Raw genomic sequence first — 19,140 nt, forward strand, 5'->3', positions numbered from 1 at the left:
TCGGGGCTGCTGTTGTCGAAGTTGTCCAGCACCAGGAGGGAATGGCCCTGTTCCATCAGCACCAGAGCGGTGTGACTACCGATGAATCCAGCACCGCCGGTGATCAGGAAGCGATGCCCCATGGAGATGGTCTGCCGATGGTTGTAATTCTGCTGGAGGTTGGCGAATCCGCTTTTGACGTGGTCTCCTTAAGCGATTGCTGGACGGGGACGTGGCTACCGACGATTCAATGGCTGAACTCAAACGGGTGATCGGCCCCGAGGGCCGCGACCTGCTCCAGCGCCACAAATTGCTCACGCCGTTGGTCCAGCAGATGGTGATCTGTGAGGCCATCGCGGAAACGGCGTTGGACCAAGCGTCGATCGATCAGGCCAAGTTGGCCCTGGTGAAGGAGCGCGGTTACGAGTCCCTCGAGCAGTGGCCTGAGGTCCTCAAGCAACTGGGTCACCCGGAAGAGGTCGTTCTCGACCAGATCAGTCGTGGCATGAAATTGAAGGCCACCATGCGTGAGCAGTTCGCGCCGAAGGCCGAAGCCCGTTTCCTGCAGCGCAAGAACGAGCTGGATCAGGTTGTGTACAGCCTCTTGCGCCTGAAAAGCCGTTTTCTGGCTCAGGAGTTGTATCTGCAGATCGAGTCCGGCGAATCCAACTTCGCTGATCTGGCCAAGCGCTATGCCGAAGGGCCTGAGCGGAACACCAACGGCATCGTCGGCCCGGTGGCGCTGACCCAGGCCCATCCGGCGTTGGTGGAAAAGTTGCGGGTGTCCAAGCCCGGGGTGTTGCAGGAGCCCTTTCGGATTTCCGATTGGTGGTTGGTGGTTCGCCTGGAGCGTTATTCCCCGGCCACATTTACCGATGAGGTCTCCGATCAAATGTGCAAGGAGATGTTCGATGAGTGGATCGCGGAACGCACCACCAGTAACTTGAGCCAGCTCAGCGGAAGCTCCGAGGATCAAGCCCAGCGATGACGCAGTCTCCGCCGTTCCCTCTTCTGAGGCATCCAGCATTTCAAGAGCTCAGTTCTGAAGGAGCCCAACTCCTGCAGCAGTCCACACGGGTGCTGCGTTTTGAGCTGGGTCAGCAGATGGCTGCCCCTGAATCGATTCCCGCCAACATCCTGATTCTTCTGCAGGGTCAGGCCCGCCTGGTGTCCAGGCATCACGGACGACTCACCACGGTCGGCAAGTTCGGCCCCGGCAGTGTGATCGGAGCCGCGAGTTTGCTCTGCGGTCAGGCCTGCGAAAACGTGGTGGCCTCCCAGGAGACGACGGCCTGTGCTGTGTCCGATGAGGTGTGGACGCAGCTTTACGCCTCTGAACCCAGCTTTCGGCAATGGTGTGACCGTCAGATCTGGCCCCAGGAACTGCTGCAGCTGATCGAAGCGCTGCGGCAGAACAGTCCCGACTCCACGACGTCCCCCGTTCAGCTGCTGGAGCACGGTCTGGCCGCTGCGGCCCACTGTGCACCGGAACAGGAGGCGATCGATGCCGTGTTGGCGTCGGGGAAGACGATTTTTCTCAGCTCCAATGCAGCTGATCAAGCGATCGGCCGAACGATTCGCAGCGCGGACGAGTGTCCCGCGGGGCAGCCCTTCACCCCCCGTCTGATCGCTCTGTCCCAGGAGTTCCTGGACGAGGTTCAGGCGTCCGTTGCCTTGGTTCCCACGGAGGTCGTCGAGGAGGGGGCCGCCGAGGACAACGGTTTGCTGGCCTTCGGTGAGGTCACCGATGCGGAGGCTCTCCCCCCGGTGAGTCAGTACAGCCCGGAACGCAATGTCGTCGATAGTTTGCGGCTGATCCGCGGCGAAGGTCCGCTGCAGGAGACGCTGGCTTGTTTCCAGATGTTGGCGCAGTTGTTGAAGCTGCCCTTCCGCCGCGACTCGATCGAGAAGGTTTTGCAGGACAACCTGCGCCGGGGCCTGACTCCCAATCTCCAGCTTTGCGGACAGTTGGCGGCCAGCTTGGGCCTGCATGTGATGGCGGCCAAGGTTCCGGCGGCGGCCGGGACACGGCTCCAGGTTCCGTCGATGGTTCCTTGGGCTGGTGGTTTTGCCCTGGTGGTGGCCAGCAATGAGCGTGGACTCAAGCTCGCCTCACCGGGTGCGGGCATGGTCAGCCTCAGTCCGGACGATCTCGAGGAGAGTTTTCCTGAGGGCATTGAGCTGCTGTTGATGGAACGCTCCAATGCCACGCCGGATCAAAAATTCGGTCCGGGTTGGTTCTGGCCGGCCTTGAAGCGTTACCGCGGGGTCCTGACCCAGGTGCTCGCGGCCAGTTTCGTCGTCCAGCTGTTCACTCTGGCCAACCCGTTGTTGATCCAGGTGATCATCGACAAGGTGATCAGCCAACGCAGTCTGGACACCCTGCAGGTTCTGGGGATCGCCCTGGTGGTGGTGACAATCCTTGAGGGTGTGCTCGGCAGCTTGAAGACCTTCCTGTTCGCTGAAACAACGAACCGGATCGACCAGCGCCTCGGGGCCGAGGTGATCGATCACCTCCTGCGCCTTCCCCTCGGTTACTTCGACCGCCGTCCGGTCGGTGAATTGGGAACCCGGGTGGCTGAGCTCGAGAAGATCCGCAACTTCCTGACGGGTCAGGCGCTCACCACCATTCTCGATGCCGCCTTTTCTGTGATTTACATCATGGTGATGGTGGTCTACAGCTGGCTGCTCACGCTGATTGCGCTGTCGGTGTTGCCGATCCAGGTCGGCCTCACCGTGCTCGGTGCACCGTTGTTCCGCCGTCAGTTCCGTGCCGCTGCGGAAGAGAACGCCAAGACCCAAAGCCATCTGGTGGAGGTCCTCACCGGCATTCAGACGGTGAAGGCACAGAACGTGGAGATGGTCAGTCGTTGGCGTTGGCAGGAGTTCTATTCCGCCTACATCGCCAAGACCTTCGAAAAAACCATCACCGGCACAGCCCTGACGCAAACCAGTCAGGTGCTGCAGAAGATCTCCCAGTTGATGGTGCTTTGGATCGGTGCCTCGCTGGTCTTGAAGGGTGACCTCACCTTGGGCCAGTTGATCGCCTTCCGGATCATCTCCGGATATGTCACCCAGCCCCTGTTGAGGCTGTCAACGATCTGGCAGAACATCCAGGAGTTGCGTGTCAGCTTTGAGCGCCTTGCTGATGTGATCGACACGCCGGAGGAATCCGATGAGGTCGACAAATCCAAGGTGATGCTGCCTCCTCTCCAAGGAACCGTTGCCTTTGAGAATCTCTCGTTCCGCTTCCGCCCAGGCCAGCCCGAGGTGCTGAAGGATGTGAATCTGGAGATTCCCTCTGGCACCTTCGTCGGCATCGTCGGCCAGAGCGGCAGCGGCAAAAGCACCTTGATGAAGCTGTTGCCACGGCTGTATGAGCCTGGCGAAGGTCGGATTTTGATCGACGGCTACGACATCGCCAAGGTTGAGCTTTATTCACTGCGTCGCCAGATCGGCATCGTCCCCCAGGATCCCCTGCTGTTCAGCGGAACGGTCAGCGAAAACATCGCTCTCACCAATCCAGAAGCGTCCAGTGAGGAGATCATTCGGGCGGCACGTCTGGCCAATGCCCATGACTTCATCATGGACTTGCCCAGTGGCTACAGCACACCGGTTGGCGAACGCGGCGCTGCGCTGAGTGGTGGACAACGCCAGCGGGTGGCCATCGCGCGCACCTTGCTCAGCAATCCGAAATTGCTGGTGATGGACGAAGCCACCAGTGCCTTGGATTACGAGACCGAACGCAAGGTCTGCGACAACCTGCTGGAAAACCTCAACGACCAGACCGTCTTCTTTATTACCCACCGCCTCTCCACGATTCGGCAGGCCGATCTGATCGTGATGCTTCATCAGGGTGCTGTGGTCGAGGTTGGAACCCACGACCAATTGATGCAACATCGCGGCCGTTATTACGCCCTTTACCGCCAGCAGGACAGCAACTAACGATGAAACTCAATCCACTGAAAAAACTCTGGGCTGCGGTTTCCCCGGCTGCTGAACAGGAGTCATCGGCTCTGGTCAAGTACGACGAGTCCGTGCTCCAGCAGGGGCGCTTCTGGATGCGGACCGTCACCTGGACCTTGATCGGTACCACCGTGTTTGGTGTGGCTTGGCTGGCCTTGGCCCGCACCGAGGAAATTGTTGTCGCCTCTGGAAAGTTGGAGCCGATCGGCTCGGTGAAGGACATTCAGATGCCCGTGGGCGGCGTGGCCGAGGAGATTCTGGTCAAGGAAGGACAGCGGGTCTCCGCGGGAGACGTGCTGATGCGGCTGGATACCGAGGCCAGTGAGGAGCAGCGCAAGAGCCTCGAGAAGACCATGGCTCTGACCCAACAGCAGCTGCAGCTCAAGGAGAAGGAAAAGCAGAGCTATCTGCTGATGAATCAGGAGGAAGTGGTGATGCTTGAGAAGAATCTCGTCCTCGCTGAAACCATGTTGGAGGCCTATGAAGAGTTGGTCGAGCAGGGCGCTTCTCCGATGTTGCAGTTGCTTCAACAGCGCAATGATGTGGAAGAGACCCGAGGACGGCTTCTCCAACAGCGCCAAGATCGTTATCGACAGGAGTCGTTGCTGGACCAGCAGATGGCGGATTTGCGGGCACAACTCGCGGATCTGCGCGGACGTCTGGCGGAAAATCGCGTCACCCTGCGTTATCAGACCTTGACATCCCCTGTGGATGGCGTGGTGTTCGACCTCAAGCCGACATCATCCGGGTACACCGCCCAGTCCACCGAGACCGTGATGAAGGTGGTCCCTCTCGGGACTTTTGAGGCCAAGGTCGAAGTGCCGAGCAACAAGATCGGTTTCGTTACCGTGCCCCAAGGCTGCCCGGAAGAGCCCGAGCGATGCATGGTGGCCGACATCAGCATTGACTCCTTTCCGGCGACGGACTTCGGTGTGATCCAGGGCAGGGTGACCAAGATCAGTTCCGATGCCTTGCCGCCCGATCAGATGGAACAGCGCGAGCAACTCAGTTTTCCGGTCACGATCGCCCTTGATTCCCAGCAACTCTCCCTGCGCAGTGGCGAAAAGCTGAATCTTCAGGTGGGCATGAGCCTGACGGCGAATATCAAATTGCGGAAAGTTTCTTATCTGCAACTGCTGTTGGGTGAATTCCAGGACCGTGCTGAGTCGCTTCAGCGCATCTGATTGGCGAAGCCATGAAATTGCTGTTTGTTCACCAGAACTTTCCTGGCCAATACCTGCACATCGTGCAACGTCTGGCCCGGATGGGTGGTCATCAGCTGGTCGCCCTCGGGATTAATCCTCTCGATCAGGATCGTCCGCTTCCTCAAGAGCTGCAGCACTTCCGCTATCGCCCGGATCGAGGCAATACACCAGGGATTCATCCTTTGATTCTGGAAACAGAAACCAAGATGATCCGTGGTGAGGCCTGCGCGAAAGCCGCTGATCAACTCAAGGCCAAGGGCTTCACTCCGGATTTGATCTGTGCCCATCCGGGTTGGGGCGAAGCCTTGTTCCTGCGGACGGTTTGGCCTGATACGCCGATGCTTTGTTATCAGGAATTTTTTTACAACGAAGTCGGGTTCGATTCAGGCTTTGATCCCGAGTTCGATGGCGATCGGGCCTGGCAGCGTCAGGCACGGTTGCTGATGAAAAATGCCTATCTCTATCTGACACTTGAGCAGGCCACCTGGAATATTTCACCGACGCATTTTCAGGCCAGCAGTTTCCCTGAGCCTTGGCGTCAGAAAATCAGTGTGATCCACGATGGGATCGATCTCACCCTGGCGAAGCCGAATCCCGCTCCGGCTCCACTCACCCTTCCGGATGGCACGGAGCTTTGTGCCGGGGATCAGACGATCACGTTCGTCAACCGTCGTCTCGAGCCGTACCGCGGTTGCCACACGTTCATTCGGGCCATCCCGGAATTGCAGCGCCGCTGTCCAGATGCACGCCTGGTTGTGGTCGGTGACCTCAAAGGTGTGAGCTATGGGGCCGAATGTCCTGAAGGCGAATGGAAGGACCGCTTCCTGGCGGAGATCGACGGGCAGTACGACCCGTCGCGGGTGCATTTCACCGGCACCCTCCCCTACGCGCAGTTCATTCCGCTGTTGCAGCTCAGTGCTTGTCACGTGTATCTCACCTATCCCTTTGTGATGAGTTGGAGCCTGTTGGAGGCCATGGGCTGTGGCTGTGCCGTCGTTGGCTCCGACACCGCTCCGGTGCGTGAGGTGATCCGTGATGGTGAGAACGGCCTCCTGGTGGATTTCTTTGCTCCGGATGCACTGGCTGAAGCCGTGGCTGAGTTGATCCATGACCGCGATCGGGCGCGCACCTTTGGCGAAGCAGCCCGTCGGAGCGTGGAACAGCATTACGACATCAACACCTGTGTCAGCCGTCAGCTGGCCCTGATGGATCTCGTCGCCAGCGGCAGCGTCGGCGCTTGACGGCAGACTGACCCGGCTCCGAGCGCGTGTTGTGTCCCAGTTGCAGTGCCTGAGAGGCATGGTTGATCTGCTGCCAGCCACCCTGCAGCGCTGGCAGGCGGTGGAGGCGGTGGCGCGGGCTCAGTTTCAGCGCTCCGGTTTTGGTGAAATCCGCACGCCGCTGCTGGAGAGCACGGATCTGTTCTGCCGGGGCATCGGGGAGGCCACCGATGTTGTGGGCAAGGAGATGTACAGCTTCTTGGATCGTGGGGAGCGCTCCTGCACCCTGCGACCGGAGGGGACGGCCTCGGTTGTCCGCGCGGCCATTCAGCATGGATTGCTGAGCCAGGGCGCGCAAAAGCTTTGGTACGCGGGTCCGATGTTCCGCTATGAGCGACCGCAGGCTGGTCGTCAGCGGCAGTTCCATCAGATCGGGGTGGAGTGGCTGGGTGCCTCGAGTGCGCGCAGTGATGTGGAGGTGATTGCGCTGGCCTGGGATCTGCTCGAGGCGCTGGGCATCGGTGGCCTCGAACTTGAACTCAACAGCCTCGGCTCCACGGAGGATCGGCAGGCTTACCGCGCCGCCTTGGTCGCTTGGTTGGAGGAACGGGTGGATGGCTTGGATGAGGATTCCCGCTCCCGGCTGAGCAGCAATCCGCTGCGCATCCTCGACTCCAAGAACAAGGCCACCCAGGCCCTGCTGGAGCAAGCCCCCACCCTGGCCGATGCCCTCAGCCCGGAGAGCCGGGAGCGCTTCGAGCAGGTTCAGAGCGGCTTGTCTGCGCTGGGAATCCCCTATCGACTCAACCCTCGTTTGGTGCGCGGCCTGGACTACTACAGCCACACCGCCTTTGAAATCACCAGTGACCAGCTCGGTGCGCAGGCGACGGTGTGCGGAGGTGGGCGTTACGACGGTCTGGTGGGTCAGTTGGGTGGACCGCCGACCCCCGCAGTGGGCTGGGCCCTGGGGATGGAACGGCTGCTGCTGGTGCTGGAGGCTGCGGCCAGCGCCGATCCGGCGGGCCGCGCAGCACGGTTGACCGCTGTGACAGCTCCGGCTGGCTACGTGGTGAACCGCGGCGAGCGTGCTGCGGTCGCGGCCCTGGGCCTTGCACGGGCCCTGCGCCGTGCCGATTTGGCGATCGAACTCGATGACAGCGGTGCCGCCTTCGGCAAGCAGTTCAAGCGCGCGGATCGCTGTGGCGCCGGATGGGCCCTGGTTCTTGGCGACGATGAGGTCGACCAGGGCGTCGTGCGGCTGAAACGTCTGCAGGGGGAGCCACAGGAGCAGAGCGTTGCGCTGTCGGAGATCTCCGCGATTGTGGACACGCTGCGGTCCAGCTGAGATGGCGATCAACCTGGTTACGGGCGGTGCGGGCTTCCTCGGCTCCCATCTGGTGGACCGCCTGATGGAGGCCGGTGAAGAGGTGATTTGCCTTGACAACTACTTCACGGGCCGCAAGCGCAACATCGCCCGCTGGCTGGGCCATGCCCGCTTCGAGTTGATCCGTCACGATGTGACCGAGCCGATCAAGCTTGAGGTCGATCGGATCTGGCATCTGGCCTGTCCGGCGTCGCCGATTCACTACCAGTTCAATCCGGTGAAGACGGCGAAAACCAGCTTTCTCGGCACCTACAACATGCTGGGCCTGGCTCGCCGGGTCGGTGCCCGTCTGCTGCTGGCCAGCACCAGTGAGGTCTACGGCGATCCTGAGGTGCACCCCCAGCCAGAGAGCTACCGCGGTGCCGTCAATCCGATCGGGATTCGGAGCTGCTACGACGAAGGCAAGCGCATCGCTGAAACCCTTTGCTTTGACTACCAGCGCATGAATGCGGTGGAGGTCCGGGTGGCCAGGATTTTCAACACCTATGGCCCGCGGATGCTTCCCGACGATGGTCGGGTGATCAGCAATTTCATCGTGCAGGCGCTGCGGGGGCAGGATCTGACCCTTTACGGCGACGGTTCGCAGACCCGCTCGTTCTGTTACGTGAGCGATCTGATCGAGGGGCTGATTCGGCTGATGAACGGCCAGCACACCGGTCCGATCAATCTTGGCAATCCGGATGAGTTCACGATTCGAGCATTGGCGGAGCAGGTGCGGGTCCGCATCAATCCGCAGTTGAGGCTGGTGGAACAGCCCTTGCCTGACGACGACCCCCGCCAGCGTCGTCCGTTGATTGATCTGGCCTTGCAGCAGCTGGGATGGCAGCCGACCGTTGCACTGGAGCAGGGATTGGACGCCACGATTGATTCCTTACGTAAGGTCCTCGCATTAGAGGGAGCCTCGGGGTTGTGACGGTCCAACGCATCTGCTGTATCGGCGCGGGATACGTCGGTGGACCGACGATGGCGGTGATCGCCGATCGCTGCCCTGAGATCGAGGTCACGGTGGTGGACCTCAACCAGGCGCGCATCGATGCCTGGAATGACGCGGATCTCAGCCGATTGCCGGTCTATGAGCCCGGTCTCGATGCGGTGGTGGGCCGCGCTCGCGGCCGGAACTTGCGGTTTTCCACCGCGGTGGAGCAGGCGATTGCTGCGGCGGACATGGTGTTCATCTCGGTGAATACCCCCACCAAGACCAAGGGACTCGGGGCTGGCCAGGCCAGCGACCTGCGCTGGGTCGAGGCCTGTGCGCGCACCGTGGCCCAGGCGGCCACCGGGCACACGATCGTGGTGGAGAAAAGCACCTTGCCCGTCCGCACAGCGGCGGCGATCAAGACGATCCTGGAGGCGGCGCAGCAGGACGACCGTGACCGCAGTTTCTCGGTGCTGTCCAACCCCGAATTTCTGGCGGAAGGAACCGCCATCGGCGATCTCGAGGCTCCCGACAGGGTGCTGATCGGTGGGGAGGATGCCGGCTCCATCGAGGCGCTTGCCGAGATCTACGGCCATTGGGTGCCGGCGGAGCGGATTCTGCGCACCAACCTCTGGAGCAGTGAGCTCTCCAAGCTCACCGCCAATGCCTTCCTGGCGCAGCGGATCAGTTCGATCAATTCGATTGCGGCCTTCTGTGAAGCCTCCGGTGCGGATGTGCGCGAGGTGGCCCGGGCGATCGGCACCGACAGCCGCATCGGCCCCAAATTTCTCCAGGCCGGGCCGGGCTTCGGCGGCAGCTGCTTCCAGAAGGACATCCTCAACCTGGTGTATCTCTGCCGGCATTTCGGCTTGCCGGAGGTGGCGGATTATTGGGAGAGCGTCGTGGCTCTGAACACCTGGCAGCAGCACCGCATCTCCCGTCTGGTGGTGGAGAAGCTGTTCGGCACGGTGACGGGCAAGCGGTTGGCGGTGCTCGGGTTTGCCTTCAAGGCCGACACCAACGACACCCGCGAAGCGCCAGCGATCCGGATCTGCCGCGACCTCTTGGAAGAAGGGGCCCAACTGGCGATCCACGACCCCAAGGTGGATCCCGGGCAGATCGCACGGGATCTTCAGCTGGAGGCGGTCCCCCAGGCCGATGCCCTCAGCGGCACCGGCAGCTGGGCCATGGCCGACGGAATCGAGCAGGCGGTGGCTGGAGCCGACGCCGTGCTGATCCTCACCGAATGGACGCACTACCGCAGCCTGAATTGGGCCGACCTGGGGGCTCGGATGCGGCGTCCGGCCTGGTTGTTTGATGCCCGTGCCGTGGCTGATCCCGAGCAGGTGAAGGCCGCCGGGCTCAGTCTCTGGCGGGTGGGTGACGGCGAAGCTTGATGGCGCGCACGGTTCTGGTCACCGGTGCCGCCGGCTTCATCGGTGCGGCCCTCAGCCAACGGCTGCTGCAACGGGGCGATCGGGTGGTCGGACTCGACAACCTCAACAGCTATTACGACCCGGCGCTCAAGCAAGCACGCCTGGCAGAGATTGACGCGATGCAGGCGTCCGGTTCCTGGCGCTTCGAGCGGATCTCCCTGGAGGACGGTGACGCCCTGGCGGCTCTGTTTGCTGAGGAACGACCGGATGTGGTGGTGAATCTGGCCGCGCAAGCCGGTGTGCGTTATTCGCTGGAGAATCCTGCGGCCTACATCCAGAGCAATCTGGTGGGTTTCGGCCACATCCTGGAGGGATGTCGGCACCACGGCGTGGGCAACCTCGTCTACGCCTCCAGTAGTTCTGTCTATGGCGGCAACCGCAACCTGCCCTTCCACGAGCGTCAGCCGGTCAATCACCCGGTGAGCCTCTACGCCGCCAGCAAGAAAGCCAACGAGTTGATGGCGCACACCTACAGCCATCTCTACGGGCTGCCGGCGACGGGGCTGCGTTTTTTCACCGTCTATGGCCCCTGGGGACGCCCGGACATGGCCCCGATGCTGTTCGCCCGAGCCATCCTGGCCGGTGAGCCGATCAAGGTGTTCAACCACGGCCGGATGCAGCGGGATTTCACCTACATCGACGACATCGTTGAGGGGGTGCTGCGTTGCTGTGACAAGCCCGCCACCGCCAACGCTGACTTTGATCCGCTCCAGCCCGATCCGGCGACGGCGGCGGCACCCCACCGGGTGTTCAACATCGGCAACAGCCAACCGACGGAGCTGCTTCGCTTCATTGCTGTCATGGAAGACGCCCTGGGCCGAGAGGCGATCAAGGACTTCCAGCCGATGCAGCCCGGCGATGTGGTGGCGACCGCTGCGGATACCGCGGCCTTGGAGGCCTGGGTTGGCTTCCGGCCTGCGACGCCGATTGAACAGGGTGTGGAGCGATTCGCTGCTTGGTATCGCCGCTACAACGCGGTCTAGATGGCGTCGTGGCCGTTGGCCTCAATCCTGTATCTGCATTGGACCGCAACTGGGTACGACTGGATCCGGCCCGGTCACTATCACGCGATCATCGGCGGCGATGGACGCATCCATCGACTGCACGATTACAGCATTGACCTCGCGGCTCACACCTGGCGGCGGAACAGCAACAGTGTGGCGCTTGCCTGCGCCTGCATGGGAGGCCAGCCCGATCCCTGGTTGCAGCCGCCCACCGCGTCGCAACTGGAGGGGCTCTGCAACGAAGCGGCCACGCTCCTGACGCGATGGGGGCTTCTGGCTGAGCAGGTCAGCGTGGAGCGGGTGATGACCCATGCGGAAGCGGCCTCGAACCGTGATGGCCGGCCGATGCATGACAATTACGGCCCTGTGATCTGGGGCGGCACCGGAGAGCGCTGGGATTTTCTGCAGCTTGAGCGCGATGGTTCCACCGATGGAGGGGATCAGCTCCGCGAACGGATTCGTCAACGGATGCGTGAGCCCATGCAGCACCCTCCGCTCGCCTTTCGCGGCAGCACCAGGATTCAAGTGCGCGGCCAGGAGTTCATTGTGGTGATTGATGCCCAGGGGCGCTCCTGGGCACCGGCCGCTGAGCTGTTGGATCGCTATGAACTTGCCTACAGCTGGGATGCCGCTCAGCGGAGGCTTCTCGTGGGTGCACGGGATGTTGTGCCCACCTTTCGTGATGACGCCGTGCAGGCTGATGTCGGCTGGCCCTTGGTGGAGATCACACTCCAGAGTGGCGATGCTCCGGTCATGTTGCTCGGCATCCTCCGGGAGGAACGGGTTTGGTGCCGCGTCGTGGAGTTCGCCGAAGAGTTCGGCATTTCCTTGCAGTTCAACCCATTGGCGCTTGGGGAACGTCGTGGTGGTTGAGCCGTGAGAGGGGCGGCCAACAAAAAAACCCGGCTGTCGGCCGGGTTGAGAAGGATCGAGAATTGAATCAGCTGATCAGGCGGAACCCACACCGGTGTAGGCGCCGTAAAAGAACAGGCCCACAACGAACAGAACGGCCATCCCACCGGCGGTTGCAACCAACCAGAGGGGAAGAACACCTTCAGTCCAACGGGAGCGCCAGGGCACGGCCGGGCGTCCATCGGGCAGACGGTCGGGAATTCGGCCGTCGGGGTAGAGAGACTTCTTGCTGCTCATGGTTCAGACCCTCAGTTAAAGAAGTAGCTGGAGAACAGAACTCCCGTCACGAAGACGAACAGCAATCCCAGATAGAGACTGGTGCGATTCAGTTCAACCGGCAGGTTGTTGGGGTTGTCGTTGCGTTCCATGGTTCTAGAGATCAGCGGCGGATGAACTGCATCGCTGCCAGAGCTCCAAGGAAGAACACCGTCGGCACGCCGAGGGTGTGAAGAGCCAGCCAGCGCACCGTGAAAATCGGGTAATTACGCGGTGTTGTGGAGACGGGTGTCTGTGTCATGGCGTTACTTCAGGCGCACATCGAGCTGGGACTTGCCTTCGTAGCGCTGGCTCACCACGGGAGCTTTGGACTCAGATGCCTGGAAATAGGCATCGGGCCGTGGTGTGCCAAAGGCGTCGTACGCCAGGCCTGTGGACACGAACAGGAATCCTGCAAGAAAGATCGCCGGCAGGGTCACGGCGTGGATCACCCAGTAACGGATGCTGGTGATGATCTCGAAGAACGGTCGTTCCCCGGTAGAGCCTGCGGCCATGGCTTCGGGCGTATCAGCTCGGCGATCCTAAGGCGTGAGACCGGATCGCCGCGGTTGCTGAACTCTCTCGGTTACACAGCGTTGCCGATCCAACGCAGCAGATTTCCACGCTCGCCCAGGACGAAAGCGTGCTCCTGGTCGAAGATCATCCGGGTGAAGTTGCTGGGCTGCTGGTCGCCGACTGGATCGATCTCCCAGCTGTCGCCGCCGTCATGGCTCACCAGAAGAGTGCCATTGCCGCCGCAGGTCCAAATGCCGCCCTCGGCATCCCAGGCCATATCCATGTAGCCGTAGCCATTGGTGATCGGAATGATGGCCTTGCCCCAGCTGTCAACGTCGCCGGCTTGATCATTGAGGCGGATTTGAGCGCCCCTGGCGACCATCCAGAGTTTGCCGTCGGGCTGGTAGCCAATGCTCTGCAGGCGCTGGCTGCTGACCCGTTGATGCACTTGCCAGACCGAATCGCCAGGTTCCCAGGTGGCGTAGAAGTTGCCGAGGCTGCTCACGCTGACGTAGCTGCCGTCCTCGCTGCGGCGAAGGTCGCGCACCGCGCCGGCGGCATCGGTCACCTTCGCTTCCCAGCTGCTGCCGCCATCGGTGGTGCTGTAGACCGCACCGACGTTGGTGGCCAGTTCCGCTGAATTCTTGCCCTGGGCGTTGATCAGATAGGGCTCGCCGGGGAGTTTGGTGTCGAGGAACAGGCGGGTCCAGTTCTGCCCACCATCGGTGGTGTGCATCAGCAGTCCGGGTTGCCCTGCGATCCAGCCTTCATCGCCCTGAAAGTCGATGCTGATCAGGCGGAAGTTCTCTTCATCGGGAAGGTCAAGGCTGCGCTGATCCCAGCTGGCGCCACCATCGTTGGTCTCCTGGATCATCCGGTTGCTACCGACCAGAAAACCGTGGGAGGCATCGGTGAAGGCGATGTCCAGGGGGTTGCCCTGGGTCTCGAGGGATTGGGCTTCCCACGGGCTGGCGGTGGCCGTCGGCAGGTGCGTGGTTACGCATCCGCTGAGGCTGATGCCGAGAACGGCAACCAGAACGAGGTTGAGGAAAGGGGTCAACAGGCGTTTCATCGGGCTCCGATCAGCGCAGGGAGTAAAGGGAGAGGAAGAAGGCGAAGCCCAAGGCCAGGCCGCCGAAGATGAGCACGTTTTTTTGTCCGGGCGTCATCCGATTCACGCCAAGACCGAAATTGAGGTTTTCCTCGAAACCACTGGCCTTGGTCACCGGACCGATGTCGCGGAAGGCCGCCACCTTGCTGCGGCAGACGGGGCAGCGGAAGCTGATGGCGTCTAGATCTTCGAACGCGGTGCCGGGTTCGATGCCCACTTTCTTAACCCCTTCATCGGGGTCATAGACGTAGCCGCAGCTGCGGCACTCGAAGCGGTGAGTTCGTGGGTCGGTGGCTGCTTCAGCCGCCTCCTCCTCAGGAACCTGCGGATCAACCTCCTCAGGGACCTGCGGCTCCACCGCTTCAACGGGCTGGAGTTCGTCGCTCAACACTCACCTGCCATTCGAGGGCGACTCTATCGGCGCCAACTCTTGGCGGTGAATGCCAGACTGGCCCGGTCTACGGGGACGTTCATGTTCGCCCTGCCCGGTTACGACGCCTTTCTGGGATTCCTGCTGATTTCAGCAGCCGTTCCAGCCTTGGCGCTGATCACCAACAAGCTGGTTTCACCGAAAAGCCGAGCGGGTGAGCGTCAGCTGACCTACGAATCCGGCATGGAGCCCATTGGCGGGGCCTGGATTCAGTTCAATATTCGTTATTACATGTTCGCGCTGGTCTTCGTCATCTTCGATGTCGAGACAGTGTTCCTTTATCCCTGGGCGGTGGCGTTTCATCGCCTCGGCCTGCTGGCCTTCATCGAAGCGCTGGTGTTCATTTCCATCCTTCTGGTCGCCTTGGCCTATGCCTGGCGCAAGGGTGCCCTCGAGTGGAGCTGAGTCATGCCTGAATCCATCCCTTCACCATCGATTACAGCCGTTCGCGATCTTCGTGAATCCAGCTGTGGACCTGTGGGCGCTCCCACCGTCACCAATGATCTGAGTGAGAACGTCATTCTCACGAGCCTGGATGACCTTCACAACTGGGCTCGACTCAGCAGCCTCTGGCCACTTCTGTACGGCACGGCCTGCTGCTTCATTGAATTTGCCGCATTGATCGGCTCACGGTTCGATTTCGACCGTTTCGGTCTGGTGCCACGGAGTTCTCCCCGTCAGGCCGACCTGCTGATCGTGGCCGGCACGGTGACGATGAAAATGGCGCCCGCGCTGGTGCGCCTGTATGAGCAGATGCCAGAGCCGAAGTACGTGATCGCGATGGGGGCCTGCACCATCACCGGCGGCATGTTCAGTGCCGACTCCACCACCGCCGTGCGTGGTGTGGACAAGTTGATTCCCGTTGATCTCTACCTGCCGGGTTGTCCCCCTCGACCTGAAGCGATCTTTGATGCGGTGATCAAGCTGCGCAAGAAAGTGGGTGATGAATCTCTGGCTGAGCGACGCAAGCATCAGCAGACCCATCGTTATTGCACGGTCTCGCACCAGATGAAGCGGGTCGCGGAGCAGGTGACCGGGTCCTACCTGCGGGCGGAGACCCAACGGGCGGCTCTCGCGGCTGCCCCCGCCGGTCAGGCCCTGGCCACTGACGCCGCTGTGCTCACCCCCGTTGCAGAACCTGTCGAGTCATGACCAAGACCCCTGTCAACAAGCCGTCGGATGATGAGGCGGCTCTGCAGGCTCCCCAGCCTGGTCCGGTGAGCACCTGGTTGAAAACCCAGGGCTTTGACCACAAGGTGTTGCCAGCCGATCACGTCGGAGTGGAGCAGCTGGGTGTTGAACCCGAGTTGCTGCCCATCATTGCCGCGGCGCTCAAGGGCCACGGATTTGATTACCTGCAATGCCAGGGCGGTTACGACGAAGGCCCCGGTAAAGACCTCGTTTGCTTCTACCACTTCCTCGCGATGGGAGAACAAGTGGCAGCCATGCAGGCCGGTGAGACGCCAACGCTGCGGGAAGTCCGTCTCAAGGTTGCACTCAGCCGTGAAGGCACGCCCACGATCCCGTCGATTTACGGGCTCTTTCGAGGTGCCGATTGGCAGGAGCGTGAAACCTTCGACATGTTCGGGATCCACTTCGAAGGCCATCCCCATCCCAAGCGTCTGTTGATGCCGGAAGACTGGAAAGGCTGGCCCCTGCGCAAGGACTACATCCAGCCTGATTTTTACGAAATGCAGGACGCCTACTGATCGGCTGAACTCTCAGCTGCGATGGCTCTGGTCGCGGCGGTGACTGCGATAAAACCGCATCACGGCCAGAGCCAGACTGCGTGAATCGTGGCGCAGCGTGGCTGTGGGCCGAGCTCCCTGCAGGGGGGCTTGGCTGATGTCGTACCCGTCGCGGCGCAGTCCTTCGGCATCGCAGATCACGGGTTCGGCACCACGGGAGCGGTAGTGCTCGACTAGGGGGGATGGTGTGAGGTCGTTCTGTGCCAGCACCGCGTTGAAGAGCCGTTGTTGGATGCCAAGGCTGGCGAGCTGAGCTTCGATCGCGCGGATGTGTCCTCGCACATCAAGCCCGTCGGTTTCGCCGGGCTGGGTCATCAAATTGCAGATGTAGAGCCTGGGGGCGCGACTGCGTTGGATCGCAGCCACCAGTTCCGGCACCAAGAGGTTGGGCAGCAAAGAGGTGTACAAGCTGCCAGGCCCCAACACGATCAGATCGGCATTGGCGATGGCCTCCAGGGCCCGAGGCAGGGCTGGCGGTCGTTCGGGTAGACAGCCCAGCCGCACGATGGGGCTGCGTGCATGGCCGATGTTGCTTTCGCCTTCGATTCGCTCGCCGTTCTCCAGCTCGGCCCAGAGCCGCACATCCGCACTGGTGGCGGGGACCACCTGACCCTGCACCGCCAGCACGCGGCTCGATGCGGTGATGGCTGTTTCCAGATTGCCGGTGATGGCCGTCAGGGCGGAGAGAAAGAGGTTGCCGAAGCTGTGGCCTTCCAGACCGTTGCCGGCGGAAAAGCGGTACTGGAACAGACGGGTCAGCAGAGGCTCTTCCGTGGAGAGCGCCGCCAAGCAATTGCGGATATCGCCTGGCGGGAGCACGCCCAGTTCGCGGCGGAGCACGCCGCTGCTGCCGCCGTCATCGGCGACGGTCACGATCGCTGTGATGTGGCTGCTGTAGCGCTTGAGGCCACTGAGCAGGGTTGAGAGGCCGGTGCCCCCACCGATGGCAACGATGTTCGGCCCCCGGTTCAGCCGGCTCTTGGCCTGAAGGGCATCGATCAGCACGGTGTCCTTATCGGGCACGAGCGCCTGCTGGATCGCCCCGAAGCTGCGGCTCTGTCCCCAGAGCACCAGACCGATACCGATGATCAGCACCAGCGGACCGGTCACTTCCCGTGGCATCACGGTGGTGAGGATGCCGAGCAGGCCGCTGAGCGCTTCCAGAATCCAGTAAATCGGCTTGAGGTCGGCCCAGACGGCCCCCCCCAGCAGAGCCATCATCAAACCGAGCCCCGAGGTGAGCAGCCAGCGCTTCACCACCAATCCCGGCTGTAACCAGCGCACGGCCCGGGTAGAGCGCGTCATCAGATCACGGCGTCGCTGCGCCCGCATCACCTTGGCCTGGCGTCGTTGCTGCGGGGTCGCTGGCGCCAAGGCCGATGTGATCTGCCGTTCCAAGAACTGTACGGAGCCCTGGCAGTCGCGGCAGGATGTTTGTGTTTTTCGGACCGGCCTGTGCCGCAGACCCCGTCGGTGGTGGAGATGCGTGATCTCACGGTGCAGTGGGGTGACCGGCCGGTTCTCGACGCTGTGAATCTGTCGATGCAGCCTGGGGAGCGCTTGGCGGTGGTTGGGCCGTCGGGTGCTGGGAAGTCAACGGTGCTGCGTTTGCTGGCGGGTCTGCTGCTCCCGACCGCCGGTGAGTTGCACCTGTTCGGGCGGCCCCAGACCTATCTGCGGCTTGATCAGACGGCACCTCCGGATGTGCGGCTGGTGTTCCAGAACCCCGCCTTGCTCGCTTCGCTCACGGTGGAGGAGAACGTGGGCTTTCTGTTGCGCAAGAGCGGCCGGTTCAATGCGGCGGAACGGCGTGAGCGGGTGGAGGCTTGTCTGGAGGCTGTGGGCTTGTATGCGGTTGCCGATCGCTATCCCGGCGAGCTCAGCGGCGGCATGCAGAAACGGGTGAGCTTTGCCCGGGCCTTGATTGATGACCCATCCCGCGGGGATCAGGCCATGCCCCTGTTGCTCTATGACGAACCCACGGCGGGTCTGGATCCTGTGGCCTGCACCCGCATCGAGGATCTGATCGTGAAGACCACCACGGTGGCTCAGGGCTGTTCGGTGGTGGTGAGCCATGTGCGCAGCACGATTGAACGCTCGGCTGAACGGGTGTTGATGCTCTACGGCGGACGATTTCATTGGCAGGGAACGGTGGAGGAGTTCCGCTGCACCGACAACCCCTATGTCGAACAGTTCAGGACCGGTAGCCTGCGCGGACCCATGCAGCCAGCGGAGCACTAGACCCCATGCGACGCAGCGTGCGTGACGCCATTGTCGGTTTCACGGTGATTGGAGGGGTGGTTGCCTTTGTGTCCACCTTGTTCTGGATGCGAGGCGTGCGCCTGGGGGCGGGCGATTGGGCGTTAAGGGTCCGCTTTGCCGATGCCAGCGGCCTTGCCGTGCGTTCCCCGGTCACCTACCGGGGCATTCTGGTGGGGTCGGTGAAGGCGATCCGGGTGACGCCAACGGCGGTTGAGGCAGATCTCGAGATCAACCATGCGGATCTGCGCTTGCCGCTGCCGGTGACCGCCACGGTCGGATCCGGTTCCTTGCTGGGCGGGGATGCCCAGGTGGCCCTGATCAGTGCGGGGACACCCTTGGGCGATAACGCTGCGGATCCTGCGTCGGCGGCGTGTCAGGACACCCTTCAGTTGTGCCATGACGCTCTGATCGATGGAGCGGATGCACCGAGCCTCGGCAGCATCACCGACAGCCTGCAGCAGTTGCTGTCGGAGGCCAAGGAGGTGGGCTTGGTGCCGAGCCTGGCGGAATCAACCCGTCAGATCGACGCCACGGCCAAGGAGGTTGAGCTGTTGATCGTTCAGCTCCAGCAGGAGATCACCAAAGTGGAGCCGGTGCTGCGCAACCTGGAGGTGGCCACCGGCAATGCGGTGGAGGCCTCGAGGCACGTGACCAACATTGTCGCGGCGTTGGATAACCCAGACACAATCAACGATTTGCGCCAAACCGCCAAGAACGCGGCTGAACTCACGGCCACCATTGATGCGGTGGGTGGCGACGTGGTCAAGCTCACCTCCGACCCGACCTTCCTCAAGGG

At 62.0% G+C, this 19,140-nt stretch carries 22 protein-coding genes; 14 read left to right on the forward strand and 8 right to left on the reverse strand.

Translation table 11 applies throughout. The features are described 5' to 3' along the window. Positions 1 to 122, reverse strand: a 122-nt coding sequence (locus ACGVKB_RS03220; protein WP_392349858.1) for an NAD-dependent epimerase/dehydratase family protein, incomplete at its 3' end; no start/stop codon positions are given. A gap of 89 nt (positions 123 to 211) precedes the next feature. Between ACGVKB_RS03220 and ACGVKB_RS03225 the strand changes: the two genes are divergently transcribed. Genes ACGVKB_RS03225 through ACGVKB_RS03265 form a run of 9 tightly spaced genes read left to right on the forward strand, consistent with a single transcriptional unit; the run spans position 212 to position 11,983 of the window. Further along, positions 212 to 967, forward strand: a complete 756-nt coding sequence (locus ACGVKB_RS03225) for a peptidylprolyl isomerase (protein WP_392349840.1) — start codon at positions 212 to 214, stop codon at positions 965 to 967. After that, a complete protein-coding gene (locus ACGVKB_RS03230) occupies positions 964 to 3,924 on the forward strand; it encodes a type I secretion system permease/ATPase (protein ID WP_392349841.1) in 2,961 nt (986 codons plus the stop codon). The genes ACGVKB_RS03225 and ACGVKB_RS03230 overlap by 4 nt, the downstream gene beginning before the upstream one ends. Before the next feature lie 2 nt (positions 3,925 to 3,926). Continuing rightward, on the forward strand, positions 3,927 to 5,129 hold the full coding sequence (locus ACGVKB_RS03235; protein ID WP_392349842.1) for an HlyD family secretion protein: 1,203 nt from the start codon (positions 3,927 to 3,929) through the stop codon (positions 5,127 to 5,129). An 11-nt stretch (positions 5,130 to 5,140) separates the two neighbouring features. Beyond that, complete coding sequence (locus ACGVKB_RS03240; protein WP_392349843.1) at positions 5,141 to 6,391, forward strand: glycosyltransferase family 4 protein; 1,251 nt, start codon at positions 5,141 to 5,143, stop codon at positions 6,389 to 6,391. A 31-nt stretch (positions 6,392 to 6,422) separates the two neighbouring features. Next, positions 6,423 to 7,715 (forward strand): histidine--tRNA ligase, encoded by a 1,293-nt coding sequence (gene hisS / locus ACGVKB_RS03245; RefSeq protein WP_392349844.1) that lies wholly within the window; start codon positions 6,423 to 6,425, stop codon positions 7,713 to 7,715. A gap of 1 nt (position 7,716) precedes the next feature. Continuing rightward, a complete protein-coding gene (locus ACGVKB_RS03250) occupies positions 7,717 to 8,667 on the forward strand; it encodes a UDP-glucuronic acid decarboxylase family protein (protein ID WP_392349845.1) in 951 nt (316 codons plus the stop codon). Continuing rightward, a complete protein-coding gene (locus tag ACGVKB_RS03255; RefSeq protein ID WP_392349846.1) occupies positions 8,664 to 10,067 on the forward strand; it encodes a nucleotide sugar dehydrogenase in 1,404 nt (467 codons plus the stop codon). Before ACGVKB_RS03250 ends, ACGVKB_RS03255 begins: the two co-directional genes overlap by 4 nt. Next, complete coding sequence (locus ACGVKB_RS03260; RefSeq protein WP_392349847.1) at positions 10,067 to 11,089, forward strand: NAD-dependent epimerase; 1,023 nt, start codon at positions 10,067 to 10,069, stop codon at positions 11,087 to 11,089. The genes ACGVKB_RS03255 and ACGVKB_RS03260 overlap by 1 nt, the downstream gene beginning before the upstream one ends. Positions 11,090 to 11,104: 15 nt before the next feature. Continuing rightward, a complete protein-coding gene (locus tag ACGVKB_RS03265; RefSeq protein WP_392349848.1) occupies positions 11,105 to 11,983 on the forward strand; it encodes an N-acetylmuramoyl-L-alanine amidase in 879 nt (292 codons plus the stop codon). A 75-nt stretch (positions 11,984 to 12,058) separates the two neighbouring features. Here ACGVKB_RS03265 and ACGVKB_RS03270 read toward each other — a convergent pair whose 3' ends face one another. From ACGVKB_RS03270 to ACGVKB_RS03295, 6 genes are all read right to left on the reverse strand, one after another. Further along, the gene (locus tag ACGVKB_RS03270) at positions 12,059 to 12,259 is read right to left on the reverse strand and encodes a photosystem II reaction center protein J (protein ID WP_392349849.1); all 201 of its coding nucleotides are present in this window, start codon (positions 12,257 to 12,259) and stop codon (positions 12,059 to 12,061) included. An 11-nt stretch (positions 12,260 to 12,270) separates the two neighbouring features. Beyond that, complete coding sequence (locus tag ACGVKB_RS03275) at positions 12,271 to 12,390, reverse strand: photosystem II reaction center protein L (protein ID WP_392349850.1); 120 nt, start codon at positions 12,388 to 12,390, stop codon at positions 12,271 to 12,273. Between the two features lie 11 nt (positions 12,391 to 12,401). Continuing rightward, positions 12,402 to 12,539, reverse strand: coding sequence for a cytochrome b559 subunit beta (gene psbF / locus ACGVKB_RS03280; RefSeq protein WP_392349851.1), 138 nt, complete (start codon positions 12,537 to 12,539; stop codon positions 12,402 to 12,404). Positions 12,540 to 12,543: 4 nt separating this feature from the next. Beyond that, entirely contained in the window at positions 12,544 to 12,792 is a 249-nt protein-coding gene (psbE, locus tag ACGVKB_RS03285; protein ID WP_115018872.1) for a cytochrome b559 subunit alpha, read from the reverse strand. 71 nt (positions 12,793 to 12,863) lie between these two features. Further along, entirely contained in the window at positions 12,864 to 13,865 is a 1,002-nt protein-coding gene (locus ACGVKB_RS03290) for a photosynthesis system II assembly factor Ycf48 (protein ID WP_392349852.1), read from the reverse strand. 10 nt (positions 13,866 to 13,875) lie between these two features. Then, positions 13,876 to 14,292, reverse strand: a complete 417-nt coding sequence (locus tag ACGVKB_RS03295; RefSeq protein WP_392349853.1) for a rubredoxin — start codon at positions 14,290 to 14,292, stop codon at positions 13,876 to 13,878. 84 nt (positions 14,293 to 14,376) lie between these two features. Here ACGVKB_RS03295 and ACGVKB_RS03300 point away from each other — a divergent pair, with 84 nt between their 5' ends. The 3 genes from ACGVKB_RS03300 to ACGVKB_RS03310 are packed head-to-tail and all read left to right on the forward strand — an operon-like array spanning position 14,377 to position 16,043. After that, positions 14,377 to 14,739 carry an NAD(P)H-quinone oxidoreductase subunit 3 gene (locus tag ACGVKB_RS03300; protein WP_392349854.1) on the forward strand — a complete coding sequence of 121 codons (363 nt, stop codon included), beginning with the start codon at positions 14,377 to 14,379 and terminating at the stop codon, positions 14,737 to 14,739. A 3-nt stretch (positions 14,740 to 14,742) separates the two neighbouring features. After that, the gene (gene nuoB, locus ACGVKB_RS03305; RefSeq protein WP_392349855.1) at positions 14,743 to 15,486 is read left to right on the forward strand and encodes an NADH-quinone oxidoreductase subunit NuoB; all 744 of its coding nucleotides are present in this window, start codon (positions 14,743 to 14,745) and stop codon (positions 15,484 to 15,486) included. Next, positions 15,483 to 16,043: an NAD(P)H-quinone oxidoreductase subunit J gene (locus ACGVKB_RS03310; protein WP_392349856.1), complete on the forward strand. Its 561-nt coding sequence runs from the start codon at positions 15,483 to 15,485 to the stop codon at positions 16,041 to 16,043. Before nuoB ends, ACGVKB_RS03310 begins: the two co-directional genes overlap by 4 nt. 12 nt (positions 16,044 to 16,055) lie before the next feature. On the opposite strand, the gene yvcK is transcribed toward ACGVKB_RS03310, so the two are convergent. Then, the gene (gene yvcK / locus ACGVKB_RS03315) at positions 16,056 to 17,414 is read right to left on the reverse strand and encodes a uridine diphosphate-N-acetylglucosamine-binding protein YvcK (protein WP_392349859.1); all 1,359 of its coding nucleotides are present in this window, start codon (positions 17,412 to 17,414) and stop codon (positions 16,056 to 16,058) included. Between the two features lie 150 nt (positions 17,415 to 17,564). Between yvcK and ACGVKB_RS03320 the strand changes: the two genes are divergently transcribed. Together ACGVKB_RS03320 and ACGVKB_RS03325 are read left to right on the forward strand one after the other, a co-directional pair. Beyond that, positions 17,565 to 18,323, forward strand: coding sequence for an ABC transporter ATP-binding protein (locus ACGVKB_RS03320; RefSeq protein ID WP_392349860.1), 759 nt, complete (start codon positions 17,565 to 17,567; stop codon positions 18,321 to 18,323). Between the two features lie 5 nt (positions 18,324 to 18,328). After that, positions 18,329 to 19,140: MlaD family protein (locus tag ACGVKB_RS03325; protein ID WP_392349857.1), on the forward strand; the 812-nt coding region annotated here is incomplete at its 3' end.

It is taken from the genome of Parasynechococcus sp. (assembly GCF_042954325.1).
Lineage (GTDB): Bacteria > Cyanobacteriota > Cyanobacteriia > PCC-6307 > Cyanobiaceae > Parasynechococcus.

Coding starts and splice junctions, on each gene's coding strand:
- ACGVKB_RS03230 (WP_392349841.1), top strand. CDS start 964: ATGACGCAGTCTCCGCCGTTCCCTCTTCTGAGGCATCCAGCATTTCAA.
- ACGVKB_RS03235 (WP_392349842.1), top strand. CDS start 3,927: ATGAAACTCAATCCACTGAAAAAACTCTGGGCTGCGGTTTCCCCGGCT.
- ACGVKB_RS03240 (WP_392349843.1), top strand. CDS start 5,141: ATGAAATTGCTGTTTGTTCACCAGAACTTTCCTGGCCAATACCTGCAC.
- ACGVKB_RS03250 (WP_392349845.1), top strand. CDS start 7,717: ATGGCGATCAACCTGGTTACGGGCGGTGCGGGCTTCCTCGGCTCCCAT.
- ACGVKB_RS03260 (WP_392349847.1), top strand. CDS start 10,067: ATGGCGCGCACGGTTCTGGTCACCGGTGCCGCCGGCTTCATCGGTGCG.
- ACGVKB_RS03270 (WP_392349849.1), bottom strand. CDS start 12,259: ATGAGCAGCAAGAAGTCTCTCTACCCCGACGGCCGAATTCCCGACCGT.
- ACGVKB_RS03275 (WP_392349850.1), bottom strand. CDS start 12,390: ATGGAACGCAACGACAACCCCAACAACCTGCCGGTTGAACTGAATCGC.
- psbF (WP_392349851.1), bottom strand. CDS start 12,539: ATGACACAGACACCCGTCTCCACAACACCGCGTAATTACCCGATTTTC.
- psbE (WP_115018872.1), bottom strand. CDS start 12,792: ATGGCCGCAGGCTCTACCGGGGAACGACCGTTCTTCGAGATCATCACC.
- ACGVKB_RS03290 (WP_392349852.1), bottom strand. CDS start 13,865: ATGAAACGCCTGTTGACCCCTTTCCTCAACCTCGTTCTGGTTGCCGTT.
- ACGVKB_RS03300 (WP_392349854.1), top strand. CDS start 14,377: ATGTTCGCCCTGCCCGGTTACGACGCCTTTCTGGGATTCCTGCTGATT.
- nuoB (WP_392349855.1), top strand. CDS start 14,743: ATGCCTGAATCCATCCCTTCACCATCGATTACAGCCGTTCGCGATCTT.
- ACGVKB_RS03310 (WP_392349856.1), top strand. CDS start 15,483: ATGACCAAGACCCCTGTCAACAAGCCGTCGGATGATGAGGCGGCTCTG.
- yvcK (WP_392349859.1), bottom strand. CDS start 17,414: ATGCGGGCGCAGCGACGCCGTGATCTGATGACGCGCTCTACCCGGGCC.
- ACGVKB_RS03320 (WP_392349860.1), top strand. CDS start 17,565: ATGCGTGATCTCACGGTGCAGTGGGGTGACCGGCCGGTTCTCGACGCT.